We start from the raw sequence: 21,621 nt of genomic DNA, 5'->3' as shown, positions 1-21,621 counted from the left end.
GATTTGATCCATTTGCGAAGTAGAGGCGCAATCTGCGTTTGTTCTTCGCTTAGCTTTCTTGTTCCTGTACAGGTGGCATGCCATAGTGCAACGTTGCTGCCGGGATATCCGGCAGCAGTCAACAGTAGAAAAAATAACAAAACTCGAACAACTAAAAATGCATCGGCACGGGTGCCGGTATTTGGGACTGAAAGAAATGAATATCCTCGGCAACATGAAAATCGGCAAGCGCCTCACGGCCGGCTTCGCCCTTATCCTGGCTTTCTCCATCGTCATTGCTGGCATCGGCGTCTGGCGCCTCCAGAACGTATCGGCCGCCACGCGGGAAATGATGAGCACGCCGCTGATGACGGAGCGGCTGATCGCCGACTGGTATGCCAACCTCGCCAGCGGGATCCGCCGCACCATCGCCATCGCCAAGAGCAACGATCCTGCGCTGGGCCCGTATTTCGCTGAAGAGGCGGCGGCATCGTCCAAGAGTTCGGGCGAATACCAGAAGAAGGTTGAGGCGCTGCTCAGCTCGCCGCAAGAGAAAGCCCTGTTCCAGAAGATCGGCGAATACCGCAAGGTCTACCTTTCTTCGCGCGACGAGATCAACAAGGCCAAGGCGGCGGGCGACGTGGACGAGGCGACGCGCATCCTTGACAAGATTTTCGTGCCGGCCTCGGTGGCTTACCAGGACACCATGCGCCAGTTGATGGAATTGCAGCGCACGGAAATCGACGATACCGCCAAGGAGATCGATGCCATCGCCGACAAGAGCCGCACCTTGATCATCGCGCTGGAAGGCCTGATCCTGCTGCTGGGCATCGTCTGCGCACGCATCCTGACGCTGGGCATCACACGTCCGCTGGGCACCGCTGTCAACATCTCGCGCCGCGTGGCCGAAGGCGACCTCTCCAGCGATGTGTCGGTGAAATCTCGGGATGAGACCGGCCAGCTGCTGCAATCGCTCAAGGACATGAACCACAGCCTGCGCGGCATCGTCAGCAACGTGCGCAGCGGCACCGATACGATCACCACCGCATCGGCCGAGATCGCTGCAGGCAACCTCGACCTTTCCTCGCGCACCGAAGAGCAGGCCAGCTCGCTGGAAGAAACCGCATCGGCGATGGAAGAACTGATTTCCACCGTGCGCCAGAACGCCGACAATGCGCGCCAGGCCAGCCAACTGGCGGTGTCCGCCTCGGCCGTGGCGGAGCAGGGCGGCGGTGTGGTGAGCCAGGTGGTCGACACCATGGGGGCGATCAACGAGTCGTCCAGGAAGATCGTGGACATCATCAGCGTGATCGACGGCATCGCGTTCCAGACCAACATCCTGGCGTTGAATGCAGCGGTGGAAGCCGCGCGTGCCGGCGAGCAGGGCCGCGGCTTTGCGGTGGTGGCGTCGGAGGTGCGCTCGCTGGCGCAGCGCTCGGCATCGGCCGCCAAGGAGATCAAGGAGCTGATCAACGACTCGGTGGAAAAAGTCGGCAACGGCAGCCGCCTGGTCGAGCAGGCCGGCGCCACCATGAACGAGGTCGTCAACAGCGTGCGACGCGTGACCGACATCGTGTCCGAGATCAGCGCCGCCAGCGCCGAGCAGACTACCGGCATCGAACAAGTCAACCACGCCATCACGCAGATGGATCAGGTCACGCAACAGAACGCGGCACTGGTGGAGCAGGCTGCTGCCGCGGCAGCTTCGATGCAGAACCAGGCCGACACGCTGGCGCGCCTGGTCAGCGTGTTCACGTTGCATCCGGGCGAGCAACCCGGGCGGCGCGAGATCGACATTACGCCGGCATCGGCCAAACTGGTGAGGTAGTTTGGCGACTGCAAGCAGGATCGAAAATGGCATCCGTATGGATGCCATTTTTACGTCGGGAGTTCATGTCAGCTACGCGTCAGTCGTTTGTCAGCACGCCTTGCCATCATCACTGGCCTGCAACGACATTTGAATCAGAAAAACACGGGAGGACAGCGTTGAAAGAAGATGCCACACAGACGAAGACGAGGGGCTGGATACACTTGCTGGGATATGCCTTGCCGGCGCTGCTGGCAGCGGCAACGGCCGCAGCCGCGCCGGATGAAGACGTGTTGAACCGCGATGCCGGCTATCCGGTTGGCGCCAACATGGCGCAAGCCTACCAGCAACGCTATATGGTCGGCTCCTTCAGTGCAATGGACAGCATCGACCCTTCATGCGCGCAGGCGCCGTCGGACGATCCGCTTCCATTGGAAAAGCCGGCGAGCCAGACCCAGTTCCATTACCGTTTTCGCGGCGGCTTTTACTCGCTGGATGATTACATGCAGCACCAGCGTGCTACCGCGGTGGTGGTGATCAAGGATGGGCGTATCGTCGCCGAGCGCTACAACTATGGACGCACTGCGCAAATGCGCATGCTCTCCAATTCCATGGCCAAGACCATCGTCGCGCTGGGCCTCATGAAGGCGTTGGAAGAGGGCCATATACGCTCGCTCGACGACCGCGCGCAGGACTACGTCCCGGCGCTGTCCGGCACGCTGTATGGCGGCACGCGCATCATCAACCTGATGCGGATGGCGTCCGGCGCGCGCTTTGTGGAAGACTATTCCGGCCACGACGACCAGGCGCGCTTCGTCGCCGCAATACGCAAGCAGGGCACCTTGCAGGCGGCACAAGGCATCACCGAGCGCGCCTATCCCGAGGGCGAGCATTTCAATTACGAGGGGGCGCAGACTGCCGTGCTGGGCCTGGTATTGGAGGCCGCGACCAAGAAAACCCTGTGCGCCTGGATCGGTGAAAAAATATGGAAACCGATCGGTGCGCAGGCCGCTTCGTCGTGGCTGCTCAATCCCGTGGATTCGGTCGCGCGCGCCGCCGGCGGTTTTAATGCGACGGTCTACGACTACGCCCGCCTGGGCATGATGCTGGCTGCGGATGGCGTGGTGCGCGGGCAGGCGGTGATCAGCCGCGAGCATCTGCTGGACATGACCGATGCATCGCACCAGCCGCAGGCTTTCCGGCCCGGCTCCATGGTCGATAGCCATGGCAGCACTTACTTCGGCTACGGCCTGCAAACCTGGATCATGCCGGGCAGCCATCGCCGTTTCGCCTTGCTGGGCATCTACGGCCAGGCCATCTTCGTCGATCCCGACCTGAAGCTGGTGGTTGTGCATACCGGCGTCGGCAAGGATGCTTCCGGCGATGCCAGCGGCAATCACTTTGGCCTGGAGCGCGATGCGTTGTTGCGCGGGATCGTGGCCGAATATGGAAACTGGTGAGGCCGCGAAAGCGTATTGAATCAGGCGCTTCTTTTCCAGTAATCCGGCTGCGCATAGGCATGCCGCAAAAAATCGACGAAGGCGCGGATGCGCAGCGGCAGGTGGCGGCGCTGGGCGAACACGGCGTAGATGGATGGGGCGGGGGCCGCGAACTTGTCGAGCACCGTGACCAGTTCGCCGGCTTCGATGGCGGCGCCGACTTCCCACATCGAACGCCAGGCCAGGCCTTTCCCGTTGAGCGCCCAGTTGTGCAGCACCTCGCCATCGTTGCAGACCATGTTGCCGCCCACCTTGAACACGCTGACCTTGCCGGATTGCTTGAGCGTCCAGCCGCGCTGGCTGCCTTCGCTGCTGATGGCCAGGCAGTTGTGGCGCGCCAGCTCGTCCGGGGTTTGCGGCGTGCCGTGGCGGCGCAGGTAGGCAGGCGCTGCGACGATCACCCGGTCGTTGCCGGCCAGCTTGACGCTGACCAGGTTGGAGTCGGTCAGGGTGGCGATGCGGATGGCGACATCGATACCTTCGCCGATGACGTCGGCAATGCGGTCGTTGAGGTTGAGCGTGAGCGTGACATCGCGATGTTCGGCCAGGAAAGAGGGCACCAGCGGCGCCACGTGCTGGCGGCCGAAGCCGGCCGGGGCCGAGATCAGCAAGTCGCCGCTGGCGCGCGCACTGCGCTCGGAAACCGCCGATTCCGCGTCTTCCAGGTCGGCCAGGATGCGCTGGCAATCTTCCAGAAAGGCGGCGCCCTCGTTGGTCAGCGCGATCTTGCGCGTCGTGCGCTGCAGCAACTTGACGCCCAGCCGTTCTTCCAGGGCATCGAGCCGGCGGCCGATCATGGCGGGGGCGATGCCTTCGGCGCGGGCGGCGGCCGACAGGCTGCCGCGCGCGGCGACCTCGGCGAAGGTGGAAATCTGCTTGAACTGGTCCATGGCAAGGCCTCAAAACGGATGACAGGGATTATCGGCTCACTTGTGACTAAAACGCAAAGATAAATTGATAAAACGTGTCACTCATATCGATTTAGTTTAAATATACTGCGTACATAACATTCCTGATGCAATGCAGCTAAAGGGCTGCCCGTCAGGCACAATTCGAACGTTTTTCTTTTCTTTTTGAGGAGTCCAGCATGACGCAATTGAAGCTGCCCGCCGGCATGGAAATTTCCGGTGAAATCAAGCCGGGTTACGAGAACATCCTGACCTTCGAAGCGCTGTCGCTGGTCGCCAAGCTGTCGCGCGCCTTCGAAGGCCGCCGCAAGGAACTGCTGGCCGCGCGCGTGGAGCGCGTCAAGCGCCTGGACGCCGGCGAGCGTCCGGACTTCCTGAAGGAAACCGAAAGCATCCGCACCGGCGACTGGAAGATCGCCCCGATCCCTGAAGCGCTGAAGTGCCGTCGCGTGGAAATCACCGGCCCGGTCGAGCGCAAGATGGTCATCAACGCCTTCAACTCGGGCGCCGACAGCTACATGACCGACTTCGAGGATTCCAACTCGCCGGTATGGGACAACCAGGTCAGCGGCCAGATCAACCTGTTCGACGCCATCCGCCGCACCATCTCGCTGGAATCCAACGGCAAGAGCTATAAGCTCAACGACAAGATCGCCACCCTGGTGGTGCGTCCGCGCGGCTGGCATCTGGATGAGAAGCACGTCACCATCGACGGCAAGCGCATCTCCGGCGGTATCTTCGACTTCGCGCTGTTCCTGTTCCACAATGCCAAGGAACAGCTGGCACGCGGCGCCGGCCCGTACTTCTACCTGCCGAAGATGGAATCGCACCTGGAAGCGCGCCTGTGGAACGACATCTTCGTGATGGCGCAAAACGAGATCGGCCTGCCGCAGGGCACCATCAAGGCCACCGTGCTGATCGAGACCATCACCGCCGCCTTCGAGATGGAAGAAATCCTGTACGAACTGCGCGAGCACAGCTCGGGCCTGAACGCCGGCCGCTGGGACTACATCTTCTCCTGCATCAAGAAGTTCAAGAACGACAAGGACTTCTGCCTGGCCGACCGCGCCAAGGTCACCATGACCGCGCCGTTCATGCGCGCCTACGCACTGCTGCTGCTGAAGACCTGCCACAAGCGCGGCGCACCGGCCATCGGCGGCATGAGCGCGCTGATCCCGATCAAGAACGATCCGGAAAAGAACGCCATCGCCATGCAAGGCATCATCAACGACAAGCGCCGCGACGCCACCGACGGTTACGACGGCGGCTGGGTGGCTCACCCGGGCCTGGTCGAGCCGTCGATGAAGGAATTCGTCGCGGTGCTGGGCGACAAGCCCAACCAGTTCGAGAAGCAGCGTCCTGATGTCGACGTGAAGGCGGCCGACCTGCTGAACTTCCAGCCGGAGACCCCGATCACCGAAGCCGGCCTGCGCTATAACATCAACGTCGGCATCCACTACCTGGGCGCCTGGCTGGCCGGCAACGGTTGCGTGCCGATCCACAACCTGATGGAAGACGCGGCGACCGCCGAAATCAGCCGTGCGCAGGTGTGGCAGTGGATCCGCAGCGCCAAGGGCAACCTGGAAGATGGCCGCAAGGTCACCGCCGACATGGTGCGCGCGATGATCCCGGAAGAGCTGGTCAAGGTGAAGGAAGTCGCCGGCAACGGTCCGACCTACGACCGCGCCGCCAAGATCTTCGAAGAGATGTCGACTTCGGAGACCTTTGCCGAATTCCTGACGCTGCCGCTGTACGAGGAAATCTAAGCGTTGCAATGCGGTGCCGGCTGCGGCCGGTTACTGCATTGGAAGGAAAATTCCCGGAGAATTTACTGTGTGATGCCGGTTGGGCTGGATCCTGTATTGCACAGGATCCGGCCCTTTTAGTTTGGCGGATGGCAAGCTAAAAGCCATCCCCGTCGTAGCCAATCAGGAGCGATCCGTCAGTTCCGCCACGCCGGCCCACGGTTCGTTGGAAAACGATTCCATCAGGTGTTCAATCAGAGCCTGCACGCGCGCGGGGCGGTTGCGCCCCGGCGGCGTCACGATATGCAACGCGATCGGCTCCACCTGCCAGTCTTCCATGACCACTTCCAATTGATTCGACTGCAGCTCCTGCCAGACCAGGAAGGCCGGCTGCAGCGCCACGCCCAGGCCGGCCAGCAGCGCAGGCGTCAAGGCTTCGGCATTGTTGGCCTGCATCTGCACGGCCATCGACTGGGTGAATTCGCCATGCCGCGGATGCTTGAAGCGCCAATGCGTGCCGTTGCGCGCATAGCTGTATTGCAGTGCCTTGTGCTGCGCCAGGTCGCGGGGATGGTGTGGCCGGCCGTGGCGTTCGAAGTAGGCGGGCGAGCCGACGAGCAGAATCCGCACCTTGCACAGCTGGCGAGCCAACAGGCTGGAGTCCACCAGGTTGGCGATCCGCAAGGCCAGGTCGAAACGGTCTCCCACCAGGTCTACCTGTTTGTCGTTGAACTGCACGTCCAGTTCCACGTCGGGGTGCGCTTGCAAAAAGCCGGGTAGTGCCGGCGCCAGCCTGGCGATACCGAACGACATCGGAGCGGACAGCCGTATTACCCCACGCAGGCTGGTGGATTGCTCGGCCACCTCGGCTTCCACGGCCAAGCCTTCCTCGAGGATGCGCGTAGCGTGCTCCAGCGCCGCATAACCGTTCGCGGTCAGCGAGATGCGGCGCGAAGTGCGGTGGAACAGTGTGGTCTTCATGCGCGCTTCCAGCCGTGAAATGGCTTTGGACACGGTGGCCTGGGACAGCGAAAACTCATCCGCAGTGCGCGCAAACGAGCCGGTTTCAGCGACCTTGGCAAAGATTGCCCATGCTTCCAGGTCTGGCAGTTTATTCATATCGGCCTTTGGGAAAACACCATTGCAAGGTACTTCGGGGGAGGTAGCCAGCCGCGAATGTACGTCAAAAAAGGAAAGAATGGAATTCCATTTCTTATCTTCTCAGCGTGGTCGCCGGCTCCTACACTGCCTCCATCGTCACTCACCAAGCAGCGGAGCAAACCATGATCGAACGTCGTCCTTTCGGCAGCCTGGGTACAGCCCGTCATGACTGGCTTGATTCGAAGCGGCATTTTTCCTTCGCCCAATACAACGATCCCCGGCGCATGCACTGGGGCGTGCTGCGGGCCTGGAACGACGACACGATTGCGCCCGGTTCCGGTTTCCTCCCCCAGCCGCAGGCCGACATGGAAATCATCACCTATGTGCGCGAAGGCGCCATCACCCACAAGGACAGCCTGGGCAACCTGGGCCGCACGGCGGCCGGCGATGTGCAGGTGGTGAGCGCGGGCACGGGCATCCGCCATTCCGAATACAACCTGGAGCCTGGGGTCGCACGCATCTTCCAGATCTGGATTCTGCCCAGCCAGCAAGGTGCATTGCCGTCCTGGGGGACCAAGCCGTTTCCCAAGGATGAGCGCGCGTGCCGTTTCGTGACGCTGGCCAGCGGCGCCAATGACGACGAGGATGCCTTGCCGATCCGTGCCGATGCCCGGGTGCTGGGCACCGTGGTCAAGGCCGGCGAAACCGTGTCATACCGCTTTGCCGATACCGGCCGCTACGGTTACCTGGTGCTGGCCAAGGGCCGCGCCGACATCAACGGCGTGCCGCTGGAAGCCCAGGATGGCGTGGCCATCCACGGCGAGTCGGAGATTGCCGTCACCGCCAGCGAGGATGCAGAACTGGTGCTGGTCGATGCCGCCGGTCTGGCTTGACGGGCAGGCAACGGATTCAACCGATTTTCAACGCTTCACCCGATCGAAGGCGGGGGCCTTATGCGGCAGCCCCTTGCCCAACGCATACCCGCCGCTTTTATCCCATTCATCCAGTAAAGGAAGAGACCATGTCCAGCAAATACCTCGAAGTCCTGACACCGCAGAACAGCCAGATCATCTTCATCGACCAGCAGCCGCAGATGGCCTTTGGCGTACAGTCCATCGACCGCCAGGTCCTGAAGAACAATGTCGTGGGCCTGGCCAAGGCGGCCAAGGCATTCAATATCCCGACCACGATCACCACGGTCGAGACCGAGAGCTTCTCGGGCCACACCTATCCGGAACTGCTGGCCGTGTTCCCGGAACACAAGATCCTCGAACGTACCTCGATGAACTCCTGGGACGACCAGAACGTGCGCGATTCGCTGGCCGCGAATGCCGCCCAGGGCCGCAAGAAGATCATCGTCTCGGGCCTGTGGACCGAGGTATGCAACACCACGTTTGCCTTGTCGGCAATGCATGACACCGACTATGAGATCTACATGGTGGCCGATGCCTCGGGCGGCACTTCGCTGGATGCGCACAACTATGCGATGGACCGCATGGTGCAGGCCGGCGCCGTGCCCGTGACCTGGCAGCAGGTGTTGCTGGAATGGCAGCGCGACTGGGCGCGCCGCGGCACCTACGACGCGGTGATGAATATTGTGCGGGAACATTCTGGCGCCTATGGCATGGGTGTGGACTATGCTTACACCATGGTGCACAAGGCGGAAGAGCGCGTGCAGCACGGCGAGCGCATCGGCCCCAATCCGGCCAAATAATATTGACCCGTGGCTTGCCGTGCATATGGCCGGCCACGGGCGCCATTACTTCAGAACGGAAGGAGCCGCCATGAAACTCTACGTGATGTCACTCGGCGCCGGCCTGTTGGTCGGCATCGTCTACAGCTTGCTCAACGTGCGCTCTCCGGCGCCGCCGCTGGTGGCGCTGGTGGGCCTGTTGGGAATCTTGCTGGGCGAGCAGGTCATTCCGGTCGGCAAGCAACTGTTGCGCGGCACGGCCTTCGACACCGCCTGCGCACAGACCAAGGCCACCGAGCATGTGCTGGGCCAACTGCCCGGACGCAAGGAACAGCCGCCCGGCGGCGGGAAAGAATCCGCGTGAGCGGAAATAGTTGCAGAACCTGAGCAGGCCCCAGATCAATCACCAACCGCCGTAATATCCCAGCCCATGCAGGCATGACGGGTATTGCGCAGGAGGATTCGCCATGTCCCAATCCCAACCCGATATCATTTTTCACAATGCCCGGATCACTACGCTGGACCGCAGCCGGCCCGTCGCCACGGCGCTGGCCATCCAGGCCGGCCGCTTCACGGCCGTGGGCACCGACGAGGAAGTGCTGGCGCTGGCCGGCGCCGGCACGCGGGTCGTCAACCTGAAGCGGCGGCAGGTGCTGCCCGGCCTGTTCGACAACCATACCCACGTGGTGCGCGGCGGCCTGAACTACAACATGGAGCTGCGCTGGGACGGCGTGCGCTCCCTGGCCGACGCGATGGAAATGCTGCGCCGGCAAGTGGCCGTCACCCCGGCGCCGCAATGGGTGCGCGTGGTGGGCGGCTTCACCGAGCACCAGTTCGTCGAAAAGCGCCTGCCTACGCTGGAAGAGATCAATGCCATCGCGCCCGATACGCCGGTATTCCTGCTGCACCTGTACGACCGCGCATTGCTCAACGGCGCCGCGCTGCGCGCCGTGGGCTACACCAAGGACACGACTGCGCCACCCGGCGGCGAGATCATGCGGGATGCATCAGGCAATCCCACCGGCCTGCTGCTGGCCAAGCCCAATGCGTCGATCCTCTACGCGACGCTGGCCAAGGGGCCCAAGCTGCCGCTGGAGTACCAGGTCAATTCCACGCGCCACTTCATGCGCGAACTCAACCGTTTGGGCGTGACCGGCGTGATCGACGCGGGCGGCGGCTTCCAGAATTATCCGCAAGACTATCAGGTGATCCAGCAACTGGCCGATGCAGGCCAGATGACCGTGCGCCTGGCCTACAACCTGTTCACGCAAAAACCGAAGGAAGAAAAGCAGGATTTCCTCGACTGGACTTCAAGCGTGAAATACAAGCAGGGCAACGATTACTTCCGCCACAACGGCGCCGGCGAGATGCTGGTGTTCTCGGCCGCGGACTTCGAGGACTTCCGCCAGCCGCGTCCGGAGATGCCGCCCGAGATGGAGGGCGAGCTGGAAGAGGTGGTGCGCATCCTGGCGCAGAACCGGTGGCCGTGGCGCTTGCATGCCACCTACGATGAAACCATTTCGCGCGCGCTCGACGTGTTCGAGAAGGTCCACCGCGACACGCCGCTGACGGGCCTGAACTGGTTCTTCGACCACGCCGAGACCATCTCCGACCAATCCATCGACCGCATCGCCGCGCTGGGCGGCGGCATCGCCGTGCAGCATCGGATGGCCTACCAGGGCGAATACTTCGTCGAACGCTACGGCGCGCGGGCGGCCGAAGCTACGCCGCCCATCAAGCGCATGCTGGAGCGCGGCGTCAAGGTCTCGGCCGGCACCGATGCCACGCGCGTCGCCTCGTACAACCCGTGGGTCTCGCTGTCGTGGATGGTCACCGGCAAGACCGTGGGCGGCATGAACCTGTACCCGCAGCGCAATCTGCTCGACCGCGAAACCGCGCTGCGCATGTGGACGGAAAACGTGGCCTGGTTTTCCAACGAGGAAGGCCAGCGCGGGCGCATCGAAGCCGGCCAGCTGGCGGATTTCATCGTGCCCAGCCAGGACTACTTCAGCATCCCCGAGGATGAGATCGCTTTCCTTACCTCGGACCTCACGGTGGTGGGCGGACGCGTGGTGTACGGTGCGGGCGAGTTCGGTCCGCTGGACGACAACCCGCTGCCGCCGGCCATGCCGGACTGGTCGCCCACCCGCACATTCAAGGGATACGCAGCTTGGGGCGAACCCGATGGCGCGGGCCGGAACTCGCTGCAACCCGCGCATCAGCGCAACATGGCCGCCTGCGGCTGCGGCACCAGCTGCGGCCTGCATGGGCACGGCCATGCCAAGGCCTGGGCGTCGAGCGTTCCCGCGTCCGACTTGCAGGGATTTTTCGGCGCGCTGGGTTGTTCGTGCTGGATGGCTTGAGACAGGAGAACCGAGATGAACAACCACATGCATTCCGCTATCGAAGGCCGCCTGGCGGCGCTGGCACGGCCGGTTTTCGGCAGCCGTGCGCTGCAATGGCTGGCCTATCTGGGCCTGTGTGCGGCCTATCTGCAGGGCGGGCTTGTCAAGCTGACCGACTTTCCCGGAGCCATCGGCGAGATGAACCATTTCGGCCTTGCGCCTGCACCTGTGTTCGCGGTGCTGGTGATCGTGCTGGAGCTGGGCGCCTCCGCGCTGATCCTCGTCGGGCGGCTGCGCTGGCTGGGGGCGCTGGCGCTGGGCGGCTTCACCTTGCTGGCCACGTTCATTGCGCTGCGTTTCTGGATGCTGCCGGCGGGCCAGGAGCGTTTCATGGCGGCCAATTCCTTTTTCGAGCACTTGGGTTTGGCAGGCGGTTTCCTGCTGGTGGCCTGGCTCGATCTCCAGGCGAAGGAGGCCGCATGAGCGCCATCGACAACGCGCAACCGGCCGTGGCGCACCCGCAAGGTTTTTGGGAGCAATGCCGGACGCCCATGATCCTGACGATCGTCGCCGGCGCCATCGATACCATCGGCTTCGTTGCCTTGCTGGGTTTTTTCACGGCCCACGTGACCGGCAACCTGGTGGTAGCCGGCGCGGTATTCGCCAAGGGTGGGGCGGGCGTATGGATCAAGCTCGGGGCCATCCCGCTGTTCATCGTCGCGGTGATGTTCACCAAGATATGGATCGACCGTTGCAGCCAATCCGGCACGACCTTGGGCTGGCTGCTGGTGGGGGAAGCGGTCTTCCTGGCGGGGTTCATGCTGGCGGGCCTGTACTTTGAACCGTTCTCCGATCCCGATGACGTTGCGCTGGCGGTGACGGGCGGATTGGGCCTGATCGCCCTGGCCATCCGCAATACGGCAAGCAAGACGCTGATCAAGCACATCAGTCCCAGCACTATGATGACCGGCAATACCACCCAGTTCGGCATCGACCTCTCCAACTATGTCCGTATCCCCAGCCGCGAGAATGGGCTGGCCTTGCTGAAAAGCGGCAGCATCGTGGCCGGTTTCATCCTGGGGGCATTGCTGGGGGCGGTGCTTTACGTGCACATGGGGTTCTGGAGCGTGCTGCCTTTCTTGCTGGCCGTGTTGTACCTGGCGAGCCTTTCTTTCCGCAAGCTGTTCATCTGACGGGGGCGATGGCCATGAACAAGGGCAGGCTCGAATCCTTTAGCGATGGCGTCATTTCGGTGAGCCTGACGCTGATGCTCTACCAGATCCAGCTCCCCGCCGAATTTACCTGGAACGGGCTGCGTGTGGAGGCCCCGCATTTTTTGGGCTATGTGCTCAGCTTCATCTACGTCGGCATCTACTGGAACAATCACCACCATCTGTTCCAGGTGGTCAGCGGCATCAACGGCAAGATCATGTGGGCCAACCTGAACCTGCTGTTCTGGCTGACGATGATCCCGATCGCCACCACATGGGCCGGGAAGTCGGACCTGCTGGCCTTGCCGACTGCCTTGTATGCGCTGGTGCTGTTCATGTGCGCGGCTTCTTATTGGGCGTTGGGGCGCACCATCATTGCGGAGGAGGGGAACGGTTCCGCGCTGGCCCGCACCCTCGGCCGGGATTTGAAAGGGAAGTTGTCCCTCCCGGTCTACGCGCTGGCCGTCGGCGTCAGCTTCTACAGCAGCATCGCGGCGTTTGCCATCCTGACGGCGATGGCGGCGCTGTGGTTCTTCCCCGATGCGCGGATCGAACGATATTTACGGGAGCAGGCTGATGAAAGGCAATGAAGGCAATGAACTGCCGAGGGCGGTTTGATGCGTTGCAAGTAGTACAGACGAGTAGTACGGACGAAAAAAATCCCCGACAAGTCGGGGATTTTTTATCTCAGCTGAAGCTTAAGCAACAGGCTGGATGTTCGAAGCTTGCTTGCCCTTCGGGCCAGTGGTCACTTCGAAGGAAACGCGTTGGTTTTCCTTCAGCGACTTGAAACCGTTCGACTGAATAGCCGAGAAGTGCGCGAACAGATCTTCGCCGCCTTCATCGGGGGTGATAAAACCAAAACCTTTTGCATCATTGAACCACTTGACGGTACCAGTTGCCATTACGGACTCCTAAATTAATTGATTGGGGCTGCTATGCCCGGCTCTTTATCGTTACTCGGGAGGAATGACAGCGAAGACCGCACTACCAGCTCGAATCCTAACGACGCGCTGATTATACTCATTAAATAGGGAATGCAAGCTATTTTCGGTTGCAAAGTTCAATTTAAATATTTAATTATTTTTGCTTGTACTTTAGTTTTCTATTCATGCCGAAAACTGGTGCAGAGAAACGCCCGGAATCCCTTGTCTGGTGCGGCTTTCAGCGTGTCCGTCATTGTCCTACGCGAATTTCTGGATTCGCACAATTCAATCATTTTTCTGATGGATCAGAACAACAGCTTCCGCCGCAATTCCTTCTTCACGGCCTAAATAACCCAGTTTTTCGTTGGTTTTGGCCTTGATATTGATTTGCTGGACGGAAATTCCCAGGTCCTCGGCCACGTTTTTCACCATGGTGGGAATATGCGGCGCCATCTTCGGCGCCTGGGCGATGATGGTGGCATCCACGTTGCCGATCTTATAACCGGCGGCGCCCAGGCGTTTGGCGGCTTCGCGCAGCAAGGCGCGCGAGTCGGCGCCCTTGAATTGCGGATCGGTGTCGGGGAAGTGGCGGCCGATGTCGCCCAGCGCCGCGGCGCCGAACAGGGCATCGGTGATGGCATGCAGCAGGGCGTCGGCGTCGGAGTGGCCGAGCAGGCCCTTCTTGTGGGGGATATCGACGCCGCCCAGGATCAGCGGGCGGCCTTCGACTAGTGCATGGCAATCGTAGCCCTGGCCGATGCGGAAGGGGAATGCAGTGGCGCTCATGGCGGTCAGCCTTTCAAAAAGAATTCGGCCAGCGCGGCGTCCTGCGCCAGCGTGACCTTGAGGTTGCGGGGACTGCCTTCCACCAGGCGGGGCCGCAGGCCCAGCATCTCGATGGCGCTGGCGTCGTCGGTGATGGCGCCGATGCGGCCCTGTTCGGCCGCTTGCCGCAAGGCCCGCTGCAGCAGTGCGTAGCGGAACATCTGCGGCGTTTGCGCAGCCCACAGGCCGGCGCGCGGGACGGTTTCCTGCGAACGGCCGCCGGCGCTCTCGCGCTTGAGCGTGTCGACCACCGGCAGCGCCAGCAAGCCGCCGACGTCGTCGTTCTCCAGCGTATCGAGCAGTCGGTCGATCAGCTCGGCGTTCAGGCCCGGGCGCGCGGCGTCGTGCACCAGCACCCAGTCGGCGTCGCCGGCCACGTTGCGCATTTCGTTCAAGCCATTGAAGACGCTTTCCTGCCGTGTGGCGCCGCCCACGCGCAATATCGTGGTGCGTTGCGCCAGTTCGGGCGTGAGCAACTCGTCGATCCAGGCGTCGCCGGCGCTGACCACCACGAAAGTACGGGTGATGCGCGCATGCGCGGCGAAGGTGTCCAGCGCATGGCGCAGCATCGGCTTGCCGGCCACGGCCATGTATTGCTTCGGGATATGCACGCCCATACGGGCGCCGACGCCGGCGGCGGGGATCAGCGCGAAATGTTGCGGTTGCGCCGGGGCAGAGGTAGGGGAGGCCGGTCGGTTCATGTGATGCGGAGTGCCTGTACGGGCCGCGCGGCAGCCTGCGGCAAGGGCCATCGTTTATAATCGGAGGCTGAATTTTAATGCCAATCCTTTGCAAGCGGCCGGCATTTTGATCGCCCGAAACCGCTGAATCCGCCGAATCTGCTGCTCCCCGAACCCGCCGATGCCTTTCGACCTGAAAAAAAACCTTCCCAAGCCAGGCGTACGTTTTGTCCCGCCAGCAGCCCACGGTTCAGCTGATGCCTACCTGTTGGCACAAGCGGCGCTGGCGCTGAAGGCCGAAGGCCGCATGCTGGCCGTGGTGGTGGCCGGCGCCACCGATGCCCAGCGCCTCCTGGCCGAGATCCCCTGGTTCCAGCCGGCCGGCGACGAGGCCGCCAAGCTGCGCTGCCACCTGCTGCCAGACTGGGAAACCCTGCCTTACGATGCCTTTTCGCCGCACCAGGACCTGGTGTCCGAACGCCTGGCGACGCTGTACGAGGTGCAGTCGGGCCAGTGCGACCTGCTGATCGTGCCGGCGACCACCGCCTTGCTGCGCATGGCGCCGCCCGAATTCCTGGCGGCCTATACCTTCTTCTTCAAGCAGGGCGAGAAGCTGGACGAGGCCAAGCTCAAATCGCAGTTGACGCTGGCCGGCTACAGCCACGTTGGCCAGGTGATGTCGCCGGGCGAATATTCGGTGCGCGGCGGCCTGATCGATATCTTCCCGATGGGCTCGGTGCTGCCGTACCGCCTCGACCTGTTCGGCGACACGGTGGAAACCATCCGCACCTTCGATGCCGATACCCAGCGCTCGCTGTACCCGGTGCCGGAAGTGCGCCTGCTGCCCGGCCGCGAATTCCCGATGGATGAAGCGGCGCGCCTGGCCTTCCGCAACCGCTGGCGCGAGGTGTTCGAGGGCGATCCGTCGCGTTCGGCCATCTACAAGGACATCGGCAACGGCATCGCCTCGGCCGGTATCGAGTACTACCTGCCGCTGTTCTTCGAGCAGACCGCGACACTGTTCCAATACCTGCCGGCCGACGCCATGTTCGCCACGGTGGGCGACATCGAACAGGCCATCAAGCGCTTCTGGAGCGATACCCGCTCGCGCTGGCAGTTCCTGCACGCCGACCGCGAGCGCCCAGTGCTGGAGCCGAAAGCGATCTACCTCGATGACGAGGATTTCTTCACGCTGCTGAAGCCCCATGCGCGCTGGATCGTCAAGACCGATGACGTGCCTTCCGAGCTGTCGGCGCCGCTGCCCAACATCGCCGTCAACCGCCGCATCGACGATCCGCTGACCAACCTGCGTTCGTTCCTGCTGCAGACCGGCAAGCGCGTGCTGATCTGCGCCGACACCAATGGCCGCCGCGAGACGCTGCAGCAATATTTCGCCGAATACGATTTGCATCCTGCGCTGTGCGACGACTGGCAGGGATTCCTGGCCAGCGGCGAAAAGCTGATGCTGGGCGTGGCGCCGCTGTACGCCGGGTTCGAGCTGCAGGCTGAAGCGCTGGCCTTTGTCACCGAAGCTGAGCTGTATGCCGGCAGCGGTCGTCGCGCCGGCCGCCGCAAGCAGCAGGCCGCTACCGAAGTCGAGCACATGGTGCGCGACCTGTCGGAGCTCAAGATCGGCGACCCGGTGGTGCACTCCAATCACGGCATCGGCCGCTACATGGGCCTGATCAGCATGGATCTGGGCGAGGGCGAGACCGAGTTCCTGCATCTCGAATACGCCAAGGAAACCAAGCTCTACGTGCCGGTATCGCAACTGCATGTGATTTCGCGCTATTCCGGTGCCTCGCCGGAAGACGCACCATTGCACGCGCTGGGTTCCGGCCAGTGGGAAAAGGCCAAGCGCAAGGCGGCGCAGCAAGTGCGCGACACTGCCGCCGAACTGCTCAACCTGTATGCGCGCCGCGCGCTGCGCCAGGGCCATGCTTTCGAATATTCCGCACACGATTACGAAGCCTTTGCCGACAGCTTCGGGTTTGAGGAGACCGCCGACCAGGCCGCCGCCATCGACGCCGTGATCAAGGACATGACCGGCGGCAAGCCGATGGACCGCCTGATCTGCGGCGACGTCGGTTTCGGCAAGACCGAGGTGGCCTTGCGCGCGGCATTCGTCGCCGTGATGGGCGGCAAGCAGGTGGCCATTCTCGCGCCTACCACGCTGCTGGCCGAACAGCATGCGCAGACCTTCGCCGACCGCTTCGCCAACTGGCCGGTGCGTATCGCCGAGCTGTCGCGTTTCCGTACCGGCAAGGAAGTCACGCAAGCGATCAAGGGGCTGGGCGATGGCACGATCGATATTGTCATCGGCACCCACAAGCTGCTGTCGGACGAGGTGAAGTTCTCGCGCCTGGGCCTGGTCATCATCGACGAGGAACACCGCTTCGGCGTGCGCCAGAAGGAGGCGCTGAAATCGCTGCGCGCCGAGGTCGACGTGCTCACGCTGACTGCCACGCCGATCCCGCGTACGCTGGGCATGGCGCTGGAAGGGCTGCGCGACTTCTCGGTGATCGCCACCGCGCCGCAAAAGCGGCTGGCCATCAAGACCTTCGTGCGCGGGGAGAACGAATCGACCATCCGCGAGGCCTGCCTGCGCGAATTGAAGCGCGGCGGCCAGGTGTACTTCCTGCACAACGAGGTGGAAACCATCGGCAACCGCAAGGCCATGCTCGAAGCCCTGTTGCCGGAAGCGCGCATCGGCGTGGCCCACGGCCAGATGCACGAGCGCGACCTGGAAAAGGTGATGCGCGATTTCGTGGCGCAGCGCTTCAACATCCTGCTGTGTACCACCATCATCGAAACCGGCATCGACGTGCCGACCGCCAACACCATCATCATGCACCGCGCCGACAAGTTCGGTTTGGCGCAGCTGCACCAGCTGCGCGGCCGCGTCGGCCGTTCGCACCACCAGGCCTATGCCTACCTGCTGGTGCAGGATGTGCATGGCTTGTCCAAGCAGGCACAGCGCCGGCTGGAAGCGATCCAGCAGATGGAGGAACTGGGCAGCGGCTTCTATCTCGCCATGCATGACCTGGAGATCCGCGGCGCCGGCGAGGTGCTGGGCGACAACCAGTCGGGCGAGATCCACGAGATCGGTTTCCAGATGTACTCCGATATGCTGAATGAAGCGGTGCGTTCGCTGAAGAACGGCAAGGAACCCGACCTGGCCGCGCCGCTGTCATCCACCACTGAAATCAACCTGCATGTGCCGGCGTTGCTGCCCAACGATTATTGCGGCGACGTGCACGAGCGCCTGTCGCTCTACAAGCGTTTCGCCAACTGCGTGAAGCAGGACGCCATCGACGACCTGCAGGAAGAACTGATCGACCGCTTCGGCAAGCTGCCCGAGCCGGCGCGCGCGCTGGTGGAAACGCACCGCCTGCGCATCGCCGCCAAGCCGCTGGGCATCGTCAAGATCGACGCCCATTCCGAGGCCGCGCTGCTGCAGTTCATGCCCAATCCGCCGATCGATGCCATGCGCATCATCGAACTGGTGCAGAAGAACCGCCAGGTCAAGCTCAACGGCCAGGACAAGCTGCGCATTGCCGCCTCCATGCCCGACCTCAATGCACGCGTGCAGCAGGTCAAGGCAACCATGAAGGCGCTGGCCGGTTGAGCGGGCAGGGCGGAACGTGCCCCGCAATCCAATGAATCCTTTATTTGAACTACTGAACTACTGAACCGATAACAACAGAAGACATGAACCTGATCCTGCAAGCATTCAAGAGCAATGCCACCGACATCAACGTCATCGCGGCGCTGGCCAAGGCGCAGCGCGTCGAGCATATCGACGCCGGGCGCGTTCCCGATGTGCAGGCCTGGCGTTGCGTCGATGTGGACAATTCCGATGAGACCAGGGTCGCGGTCGATGCCGCCTGCCTGTCTGCGCAAGTGGACTATGCCTTCGTCGATCCGGCGCTCAGGCTGGCCGACTTCCGGCTGGTGGCGATGGATATGGATTCGACGCTGATCACCATCGAATGCATCGATGAGATCGCCGACATGCAGGGCCTGAAACCGCAGGTGGCGGAAATCACCGAAGCCGCCATGCGCGGCGAGATCGAGTTCAATGAAAGCCTGACGCGCCGCGTGGCGCTGCTGAAGGGGCTGGATGCTTCCGCCCTGCAGCGCGTCTACGACGAGCGCCTGCAACTCTCGCCGGGCGCGGACAATATGCTGAAGGCGATTCAGGCGGCGGGGTTGAAGACGCTGCTGGTCTCCGGCGGCTTTACCTTCTTTACCGACCGCATGAAGACCCGCCTGGGCCTGGACTACACCCACTCGAACACACTGGAAGTGGCAGACGGCAAGCTGACCGGCAAGGTAGTCGGCGGTATCGTCAATGCCGACGAAAAGCGGCTGACGGTGGAACGCGTGTGCCGCGAGATCGGCGCCGACCCGTCGCAGGCCATCGTCATGGGCGATGGCGCCAACGATTTGAAGATGATGGGCATCTCCGGCTTGTCGGTGGCGTTCCGCGCCAAGCCGGTGGTACGCGCTCAGGCGGATGTGGGCTTGAATTTTGTCGGACTGGATGGCATCTTGAACCTGCTGGCCTGAGGGCCGCGCCCGACCACTACGAATAGGAGACAACATGACGCAGGAACTGGTATTGGACGGCAACACGCAATCGGCCAAGGATCTGGCATGGTGGCTGTACCTCTTTCACGGCATTTGCCTGGCGTTTTCGCTAGGCACGCTGTCCTGGTTGCCCCTGATCGTCAACTACATCAAGCGCGAGGATGCCCGCGAGACCTTCGTCTATAGCCACCATCGCTGGCAGATACGTTCGTTCTGGTGGTACCTGTTCTGGATGTTCGCCGGCGGCCTGGTATGGCTGACCGTGGTGGGCATTCCGTTGGCCATCCTGATCTGGACGCTGGCCTGGATCTGGAAGGCATATCGCCTGATCAAGGGCTTTCTCGATTTGCTCGACAACAAGCCTATGCCGGTGTAAGCCGGACTCGCCGGTGGCGAGGAAAGTGGCCTTGATCGATGGATCGCAAACGGCACATGGGAAATACAGCGGCGCCCGGTATATCGGCGCCGTTTTTATTTCCGGGTTGTAATGTGCAGAGACGCCGGAAAGATACTGTGGCGGCCGAGTTGTCGAGATGGCTATATCGAAGTCTTTCGTACATAATCTCAACAATTTTCTTAATTTTATGCATGCCGTCTGGCACCGGCGATCCACGATTCCGTGCGTTCCAGCGGTGCGCGACATCCCATACCAAGAAAGCTGCGGCATGAAAAACTGGTCGATTAAGCAACGTATCCTCGGTAGCTTCGCGCTCATCCTGATCCTGATGGCACTGATGGCCGGTATTTCGGCCGTCAACCTGTCGCGAGTCGAAAAGAGTGCCGACAGCCTGCGCATGGACTCCACGCCCGGTCTCTACTACAGCACCATGATCAATACCGCGTGGTACGAGAACTTGCTGCTAGGCCAGCAGATTGCGCAGATCGATAGCACCGATGGCGAACGCCAGAGCGACATTGCGCAATTGCGGCGTAACGGCGAACGACTGGATCACCTGCAGGAAGACTATGACAAGACCGTCTTCAACGCAGAGGACCGCAAGCTGTTCGAAGAATTCAAGGAGGCGCGCCAGAAGTATCGCGCCATGATGACCGAAGTCCTGCAAATGGATTTCAGCCAGCGCGCCGCGGTCGACAAGATATTCAATGAACAGGTTCGCCCCCAGTGGCGCCTGGCTTACCAACTGACCCAGCGCATGGTGGAGAAGAACAAGTCGATTGCCGACGACTCCGCGTCCAATATCAGCGATGCCGTCACCTCGGCGCAGTTCACCATCCTGATTTCACTGATGGCTGCGCTGCTGGTCGCATTGGTATGCGGTTTCTTCCTGATGCGCGCCATCAACAAACCGTTGCAGCAGTTGCTGGTCATCCTCGACATCATGCGTTCCGGGGATTTTTCGCATCGCTTGCAACTGGAGCGCGAGGATGAGTTCGGCCATCTGGCCAACGGCTTCAACCGCATGACCGACGACCTCACTACCCTGGTGAGCCAGGCGCAGAAATCCTCGTCCCAGGTAGCTACCTCGGTTACCGAGATCGCTGCCACCTCCAAGCAGCAGCAAGCCACCGCCTCCGAGACCGCTGCCACTACCACCGAGATCGGGGCCACCTCGCGTGAGATTTTCGCCACGTCACGCGACCTGGTGCGCACCATGAACGAGGTGTCGGTCGTATCCGAGCAGACTTCCGTGCTGGCCGGCAGCGGCCAGGCAGGCCTGACGCGCATGGAAGACACCATGCAAAACGTGATGGACGCGGCCGGTTCGGTCAGCGCCAAGCTGGCCATCCTCAACGAGAAGGCCGGCAATATCAATCAGGTAGTCACGACCATCACCAAGGTGGCCGACCAGACCAATCTGCTGTCGCTTAACGCCGCCATCGAAGCCGAGAAGGCCGGCGAGCATGGCCGCGGCTTCTCTGTGGTGGCGACCGAAATCCGCCGCCTGGCCGACCAGACCGCGGTGGCCACCTATGACATCGAAGTGATGGTCAAGGAAATCCAGTCGGCGGTAGCCGCCGGTGTGATGGGAATGGACAAGTTCTCCGACCAGGTGCGTCGCGGTATGCAGGAAGTGCAGAACGCCGGGACCCAGCTGTCGCAGATCATCTCGCAAGTGCAGGCGCTGACGCCGCGTTTCCAAATGGTCAACGAGGGCATGCAGGCCCAGGCCAACAGCGCCGAACAAATCAACCAGGCGCTGGTGCAATTGTCGGAAGCGGCGCAGCAGACGGTGGAGTCGTTGCAGCAGTCGAGCCAGGCCATCGAGGAGCTGAACCTGGTTTCCAATGATCTGCGCAATGGCGTGTCGCGCTTCAAGGTGTCCGGCTGAGCCGGAGCATGCACGGGA

The 21,621-nt window shown here is 62.2% G+C and carries 19 protein-coding genes; 14 read left to right on the top strand and 5 right to left on the bottom strand.

Annotation, left to right across the window (positions count from 1 at the left end; translation table 11 throughout):
• Positions 1-196 precede the first annotated feature (196 nt).
• Together AKL28_RS11785 and AKL28_RS11780 are read left to right on the top strand one after the other, a co-directional pair.
• Positions 197-1,807 carry a methyl-accepting chemotaxis protein gene (locus tag AKL28_RS11785; protein WP_050468332.1) on the top strand — a complete coding sequence of 537 codons (1,611 nt, stop codon included), beginning with the start codon at positions 197-199 and terminating at the stop codon, positions 1,805-1,807.
• Between the two features lie 203 nt (positions 1,808-2,010).
• The gene (locus AKL28_RS11780; RefSeq protein ID WP_231602409.1) at positions 2,011-3,246 is read left to right on the top strand and encodes a serine hydrolase domain-containing protein; all 1,236 of its coding nucleotides are present in this window, start codon (positions 2,011-2,013) and stop codon (positions 3,244-3,246) included.
• A gap of 20 nt (positions 3,247-3,266) precedes the next feature.
• On the opposite strand, the gene AKL28_RS11775 is transcribed toward AKL28_RS11780, so the two are convergent.
• A complete protein-coding gene (locus AKL28_RS11775; RefSeq protein ID WP_050468331.1) occupies positions 3,267-4,175 on the bottom strand; it encodes a LysR family transcriptional regulator in 909 nt (302 codons plus the stop codon).
• A 197-nt stretch (positions 4,176-4,372) separates the two neighbouring features.
• On the opposite strand from AKL28_RS11775, the gene aceB reads away from it, so the two are divergent.
• The gene (gene aceB / locus AKL28_RS11770; protein WP_050468330.1) at positions 4,373-5,959 is read left to right on the top strand and encodes a malate synthase A; all 1,587 of its coding nucleotides are present in this window, start codon (positions 4,373-4,375) and stop codon (positions 5,957-5,959) included.
• 162 nt (positions 5,960-6,121) lie between these two features.
• On the opposite strand, the gene AKL28_RS11765 is transcribed toward aceB, so the two are convergent.
• Positions 6,122-7,057, bottom strand: coding sequence for a LysR family transcriptional regulator (locus tag AKL28_RS11765; RefSeq protein ID WP_050468329.1), 936 nt, complete (start codon positions 7,055-7,057; stop codon positions 6,122-6,124).
• Positions 7,058-7,221: 164 nt separating this feature from the next.
• Here AKL28_RS11765 and AKL28_RS11760 point away from each other — a divergent pair, with 164 nt between their 5' ends.
• From AKL28_RS11760 to AKL28_RS11730, 7 genes are all read left to right on the top strand, one after another.
• On the top strand, positions 7,222-7,932 hold the full coding sequence (locus AKL28_RS11760; RefSeq protein ID WP_050468389.1) for a pirin family protein: 711 nt from the start codon (positions 7,222-7,224) through the stop codon (positions 7,930-7,932).
• 128 nt (positions 7,933-8,060) lie between these two features.
• A complete protein-coding gene (locus AKL28_RS11755) occupies positions 8,061-8,753 on the top strand; it encodes a hydrolase (protein ID WP_050468328.1) in 693 nt (230 codons plus the stop codon).
• Positions 8,754-8,823: 70 nt separating this feature from the next.
• A complete protein-coding gene (locus AKL28_RS11750; protein ID WP_050468327.1) occupies positions 8,824-9,096 on the top strand; it encodes a XapX domain-containing protein in 273 nt (90 codons plus the stop codon).
• 103 nt (positions 9,097-9,199) lie between these two features.
• Positions 9,200-11,095 carry an amidohydrolase gene (locus AKL28_RS11745; RefSeq protein WP_050468326.1) on the top strand — a complete coding sequence of 632 codons (1,896 nt, stop codon included), beginning with the start codon at positions 9,200-9,202 and terminating at the stop codon, positions 11,093-11,095.
• A 27-nt stretch (positions 11,096-11,122) separates the two neighbouring features.
• Complete coding sequence (locus AKL28_RS11740; protein ID WP_050468388.1) at positions 11,123-11,560, top strand: DoxX family protein; 438 nt, start codon at positions 11,123-11,125, stop codon at positions 11,558-11,560.
• Positions 11,557-12,270, top strand: coding sequence for a YoaK family protein (locus AKL28_RS11735; protein ID WP_050468325.1), 714 nt, complete (start codon positions 11,557-11,559; stop codon positions 12,268-12,270). Before AKL28_RS11740 ends, AKL28_RS11735 begins: the two co-directional genes overlap by 4 nt.
• Before the next feature lie 14 nt (positions 12,271-12,284).
• Positions 12,285-12,878, top strand: a complete 594-nt coding sequence (locus AKL28_RS11730; protein ID WP_231602407.1) for a TMEM175 family protein — start codon at positions 12,285-12,287, stop codon at positions 12,876-12,878.
• A gap of 108 nt (positions 12,879-12,986) precedes the next feature.
• On the opposite strand, the gene AKL28_RS11725 is transcribed toward AKL28_RS11730, so the two are convergent.
• The 3 genes from AKL28_RS11725 to ispD form a co-directional block, all read right to left on the bottom strand.
• Complete coding sequence (locus tag AKL28_RS11725) at positions 12,987-13,193, bottom strand: cold-shock protein (protein WP_050468323.1); 207 nt, start codon at positions 13,191-13,193, stop codon at positions 12,987-12,989.
• 306 nt (positions 13,194-13,499) lie between these two features.
• On the bottom strand, positions 13,500-14,000 hold the full coding sequence (gene ispF / locus AKL28_RS11720) for a 2-C-methyl-D-erythritol 2,4-cyclodiphosphate synthase (RefSeq protein ID WP_050468322.1): 501 nt from the start codon (positions 13,998-14,000) through the stop codon (positions 13,500-13,502).
• Between the two features lie 5 nt (positions 14,001-14,005).
• Positions 14,006-14,740 (bottom strand): 2-C-methyl-D-erythritol 4-phosphate cytidylyltransferase, encoded by a 735-nt coding sequence (gene ispD, locus AKL28_RS11715; protein WP_050468321.1) that lies wholly within the window; start codon positions 14,738-14,740, stop codon positions 14,006-14,008.
• Positions 14,741-14,900: 160 nt separating this feature from the next.
• On the opposite strand from ispD, the gene mfd reads away from it, so the two are divergent.
• From mfd to AKL28_RS11695, 4 genes are all read left to right on the top strand, one after another.
• Positions 14,901-18,347 (top strand): transcription-repair coupling factor, encoded by a 3,447-nt coding sequence (mfd, locus tag AKL28_RS11710; protein WP_050468320.1) that lies wholly within the window; start codon positions 14,901-14,903, stop codon positions 18,345-18,347.
• Between the two features lie 83 nt (positions 18,348-18,430).
• Positions 18,431-19,291, top strand: coding sequence for a phosphoserine phosphatase SerB (gene serB, locus AKL28_RS11705; protein WP_050468319.1), 861 nt, complete (start codon positions 18,431-18,433; stop codon positions 19,289-19,291).
• Between the two features lie 34 nt (positions 19,292-19,325).
• Positions 19,326-19,688: a DUF4870 family protein gene (locus tag AKL28_RS11700; RefSeq protein ID WP_050468318.1), complete on the top strand. Its 363-nt coding sequence runs from the start codon at positions 19,326-19,328 to the stop codon at positions 19,686-19,688.
• A gap of 289 nt (positions 19,689-19,977) precedes the next feature.
• On the top strand, positions 19,978-21,603 hold the full coding sequence (locus AKL28_RS11695) for a methyl-accepting chemotaxis protein (protein WP_050468317.1): 1,626 nt from the start codon (positions 19,978-19,980) through the stop codon (positions 21,601-21,603).
• Positions 21,604-21,621 lie beyond the last annotated feature (18 nt).

This window comes from Herbaspirillum chlorophenolicum (assembly GCF_001189955.1).
In the GTDB taxonomy this organism is placed as follows: Bacteria; Pseudomonadota; Gammaproteobacteria; order Burkholderiales; family Burkholderiaceae_D; genus Herbaspirillum; species Herbaspirillum chlorophenolicum.
This window is presented reverse-complemented; position numbering and strand designations above follow the sequence as displayed.